We start from the raw sequence: 4480 nt of genomic DNA on the forward strand, positions 1-4480 counted from the left end.
TAAGATGTAAAATTATGACGGGTGTGTAGCTCAGTTGGGAGAGCGTCGCCCTTACAAGGCGAATGTCGGGAGTTCGAACCTCTCCACACCCACCACTTACTAAACAGTGGGTTCATGTAACAGTGAGCAAGAGATTTAGATTGTGTTGGAGTGGTAGTTCAGTTGGTTAGAATACCTGCCTGTCACGCAGGGGGTCGCGGGTTCGAGTCCCGTCCATTCCGCCATTTACTTCTTTTCTTAAAGAAGTGAGTTTGGCAAAGAGTTGATAAATAGTTAACACTATTTTTTTGGGGGGTGTGTAGCTCAGTTGGGAGAGCGTCGCCCTTACAAGGCGAATGTCGGGAGTTCGAACCTCTCCACACCCACCACTTACTAGACAGTGGGTTCATTGTTAAAAAATGAACAAGAGTCCTAGAATGTGTTGGAGTGGTAGTTCAGTTGGTTAGAATACCTGCCTGTCACGCAGGGGGTCGCGGGTTCGAGTCCCGTCCATTCCGCCATTTACTTCTTTCACTTAAAGAAGTGAGTTTGGCAAAGAGTGATTAGATATTCACACTATCTAAGAATTAGGGGTTAAAGCTCCTCATATTATAAGATGTAAGTTTTACTTTTTAAGCAAAGCGAGTGTGTAGCTCTGTTTGGAGAGTATCGCCCTTATAAAGAAAATTTCGAACCTTTCCACGTCCACCATTATATTTAACATTTCATGTCGGTCTTTTTGTTTCTCTTTAAACCTTAAAAAATCAGTCGTGATTGTTTTAATAATGGTTTATCTATATTTTCTATCTCCTCTTAATAGACATCTCTTTTAAACACCATTATTCAGTGTGGTCAGACTGTAACTGCATGGTGAACAGCCTAAATATTTTCCTTTTCTGTACTTCTAAATTAACAGCCATTTCCTTTGGTTTTTTGCAGTTTTTGATTCTCGCTGGTTTTGGCGCAAGAGAATGTGCTGTTGAATGTAATCATATGTTTTCTGTGACCAGAATTTCTAGAATAAACCATTTTTTTGTTTATCGTATTTTTTTGTTTATCGTATTTTATTGGGTGTCTTCGTCTTGAACTCTGATGTATGGTTTGTACTACTTGAAATAGTTACAATGCGTTATTTTGTCAAATAGTGATCCTAAGAGCTGTTGAAGCTTAGCTTATGTACTTTTATAGAGATACGGTTAAGTAATACTACTCTGTTTCTGCAACCCTAACTGTGCCCCTAATAATGATAAATCTAGACTATGTAAAACTATTTATTCGGGTAGCTGCCACTCACAATATATCTAAAGCTGGGGCTGAATTTGGCTTGTCATCGGCTGTGGCTAGCGCTCATCTTAGTAAACTAGAGGAAAGCCTTGGTGTTCGGCTAATACACCGTACAACTCGGAAAGTGTCGCTTACCGATGAGGGAGAGGAGTTTCTTCCTCATGCTAGAGATGTTCTTGTTTCGGCGGATATAGCTGTATCGTCAGTGAAAGGGGGATCTAAGCCCAGTGGGAGATTACGAATAACAGCGCCAGTTTCTTTTAGCCATATACACTTAATACCTGCATTAAATGAATTTATGGAGATTTTCCCTGATTTATCTGTAGAGCTTCGTCTCAGCGATACAATAGTAGACATTGTTGAGGGTGGATTTGATGTAGCGATCCGAAACGCTGAGCTAAAAGACTCTGCCCTGATAGCCAGAAAACTCGCCATAGACAATAGGATTATCTGCGCCTCACCTGACTACCTTAAAAAGCACGGTAGGCCAACAACCCCTGAAGCACTGCAACAGCACAATTGTATTAACCTCATTGGTAATGACAATTGGGTGTTTAGAACCTCAAAGGGTCTATTAAATATTAAGACAAGCGGGGCGTTTACCACGGACAACGGCAAGGCCGTTTGCGATGCATGTGTGAACGGGATGGGGATTGTAATGTGCTCTACATGGATTGCGTATGAGCATTTAAGAGTTGGGACTTTAGTGCAAATTCTTGAAGATTACCCATTAGAGGCTGATGCGTCTATATGGGCTGTCTACCCTTCATCGAAATTAGTTGCCCCTAAAGTTCGTGCGTTTATAGATTACTTTTCTGAGCGTTATGGAAGCCCGCCATACTGGGATAGGGTACAGGAAAAGTAGTTTACCGATAAAACGGCCAAGTTTATCTGACCGTTTATTTATCTGGCTATGATAGGGGGATTATTTAATAGGCACTACTGATATTGTAAAAGGCGCATCTGGTTTAGTATTAACCATAGTTGACGCACCAAATGCAGCGTCAAAATTAGTTACATAGGCAATACCGTCACGAACAATAACTTCTCCCGGCGCATCTAACATGTTATTGCTGCCGTTGGTATTTCCGTTTTTGGTTAGCAATTTAGCTTGGCCATTCATATCAATACGGTAAACCGCATTATCAAATAAATCGGTAATGTAAAGTGCATTAGAAGGTGCATCCCACTGGATGCCATCACTTGTGATCAAGCCTTTATTAAACAGTGTGGTTTCTAGCTTAGAGCTATCTTCATTGAAAGTGCTTTTGTAGATTGTACCGTCTTCCATGATACCGGTATAAAGGTTGCCCTTTCCGTCAACTGCCAAGCCATTTGCACCAAAGCCTAGACTACCGTTTGAGTCAAAAGTCTCAAACAGGTGTGCGTCGTGGTTGTTTTTGTTCTGGTATTTAGAAATCTGTAATGGATTTTCAGCACTAAGTTCATCTAAGCTTAATTTATATACACCACTTGTCGTTGATATTCCTTTCTCAGTTGCAAGTACCGTATCTGAGATAAACACATCGTTACCCCTCCAAGCTACTGCGTTAGGAAATGAGAAACCTTTTGCAACAACGTCTACATCAATGGCTTCACCATCTATAATATTCACTCGTAACAAGCGAGATTCACCGCCAAACCATAATTGCATGTCGGCAATATAAATGTTGCCATCGGGACCTTTAGCAATCCCCATGGGAGTGACAACACCGCTATTTGGCTCTAAATCCTGTTGTTTAAATGTATACCACACAGAAACTTGATTGTTGCCATCAATAAGGCCAATCGTTGGAGCCTCTGCTTTAGTTATAACACCTTGCTCTACTAGCGTTTGGTTATGTAGATTAGGCGATGTGAACAGAATATTATTATCTGAATCAAACGAAAAACTTGCTGGAGAGTTAAATTGAGCAGGCAAATCTTGCAGCGAGTATTGTTGCTGAGCTAATGCTGTTTGAGAGTATGCTGACAGCGAACCAATAATAAACATTACACTTAATAAACCAGTATATTTTTTAAAAGTTTTCATGGTAAACCTGTAAATTGTTAAAATACGTACTAGGGAAGGCACGAATAAGTCACCTGTTCTCAGTCTTATCAGAAAAAGTGCCAAGCAAGGCGTCGCTTTAAAGTAATGTAGGCACCTTTCAAAAAGCGATAACGAAGGCTGGCTGTTTTTTTCTAAAAGACCCGTAGTGCGTGGACTAAAAGCCGTATCTATAAGTTGAGAAGCTGATCAATAGAGCGACTATTAAGTTGCGCTTCTCGCCTTAAATCTCAGACTTTTATCCACACGCTGAGGCGGGAGGACTGATTCGTACCTTCCCAAGATACAACCGAGATCCATTGGATTGAGCGTATCGGTTTATTCATAAAATTGACTATTTTGCAAAACCACCAAGCGGTTTCAGCAGTAGAGGTGAAAGTGATGCATGCATATCACGTAACTCCTGTGGTAAGTTTCCTAGGTGTACCATGCGGGTTGGTGTTGCTGCTGCGATCCATCGATCGGCGTGGTCATTCCAGTTTTCGATATGAATATAAGAAGCTTCTAAATCTCGAAAACGCTCGTAAACTAAGACGTCACCTTCGTCAGATAGGTAATATTGGTAGTTTAGTGTGCCTTCTTCTGTTTTAGCCCGTTTCACTTGGGAATTCATTACTTCTTTAAATTCTTCGAGTTGGCCTGGATTCAGTTTTGCCTCAACAATCCATCCAAAGTTTTCGAAGGTAGTATCATTTCCATTTTTAATTGCGCTTTTTTCATTTTCTTCTCGGGCAAAACCAGCAAAAGGTTTTAACCATGTGGGTGCTAGTGAAGCATGGCGTTCACGAACATCATCTGGTAAATCACCAAGATGAAGCATACGTGTTGGTGTTGCTGCTGCAATCCAGCGTTCAGCGTGAGCATCCCAGTTTTCGATGTGCTCATGAGATGCATCGGCATCAGCAAAACGCTCGTAAACTAAAATATCACCGGCGTCTGACATATAATATTGATAGTTCAATGTACCTTTTTCACCTAAAGCACGGTTCACTTGCGAGTTCATTACCGCTTTAAAGTTTTCTAGCTCACCCTCTTTAAGCTTTGCTTCAACAATCCAGCCAAAATTTGTAAAGTAAGCGTCGGCTAACCCCCACATAGAAATCTCCACCAAACACCATAAAGTCTCTTGCTCTCTCTGAATTGGAACGAAAGACTTATGTTTACCGC

The 4480-nt window shown here is 41.0% G+C and carries 3 protein-coding genes and 4 tRNA genes; 5 read left to right on the forward strand and 2 right to left on the reverse strand.

Annotated elements, in window-relative coordinates; genetic code table 11:
- Window positions 1–19 precede the first annotated feature (19 nt).
- The 5 genes from DFP81_RS17980 (at window position 20) to DFP81_RS18000 (ending at window position 2128) form a co-directional block, all read left to right on the forward strand.
- Window positions 20–95 (forward strand) — tRNA-Val (locus DFP81_RS17980).
- Between the two features lie 52 nt (window positions 96–147).
- A tRNA-Asp gene (locus DFP81_RS17985) sits at window positions 148–224 on the forward strand.
- A 68-nt stretch (window positions 225–292) separates the two neighbouring features.
- Window positions 293–368: transfer RNA gene (locus DFP81_RS17990), tRNA-Val, on the forward strand.
- Between the two features lie 55 nt (window positions 369–423).
- Window positions 424–500 (forward strand) — tRNA-Asp (locus DFP81_RS17995).
- 722 nt (window positions 501–1222) lie between these two features.
- Complete coding sequence (locus DFP81_RS18000) at window positions 1223–2128, forward strand: LysR family transcriptional regulator (protein WP_115899261.1); 906 nt, start codon at window positions 1223–1225, stop codon at window positions 2126–2128.
- A 60-nt stretch (window positions 2129–2188) separates the two neighbouring features.
- On the opposite strand, the gene DFP81_RS18005 is transcribed toward DFP81_RS18000, so the two are convergent.
- On the reverse strand, window positions 2189–3295 hold the full coding sequence (locus DFP81_RS18005; protein ID WP_115899262.1) for an SMP-30/gluconolactonase/LRE family protein: 1107 nt from the start codon (window positions 3293–3295) through the stop codon (window positions 2189–2191).
- A gap of 352 nt (window positions 3296–3647) precedes the next feature.
- On the reverse strand, window positions 3648–4480 hold an 833-nt coding region (locus tag DFP81_RS18010; protein ID WP_220343047.1), incomplete at its 5' end, for a putative quinol monooxygenase.

It is taken from the genome of Marinomonas pollencensis (assembly GCF_003387375.1).
In the GTDB taxonomy this organism is placed as follows: Bacteria; Pseudomonadota; Gammaproteobacteria; order Pseudomonadales; family Marinomonadaceae; genus Marinomonas; species Marinomonas pollencensis.

Coding starts and splice junctions, on each gene's coding strand:
- DFP81_RS18000 (WP_115899261.1), top strand. CDS start 1,223: ATGATAAATCTAGACTATGTAAAACTATTTATTCGGGTAGCTGCCACT.
- DFP81_RS18005 (WP_115899262.1), bottom strand. CDS start 3,295: ATGAAAACTTTTAAAAAATATACTGGTTTATTAAGTGTAATGTTTATT.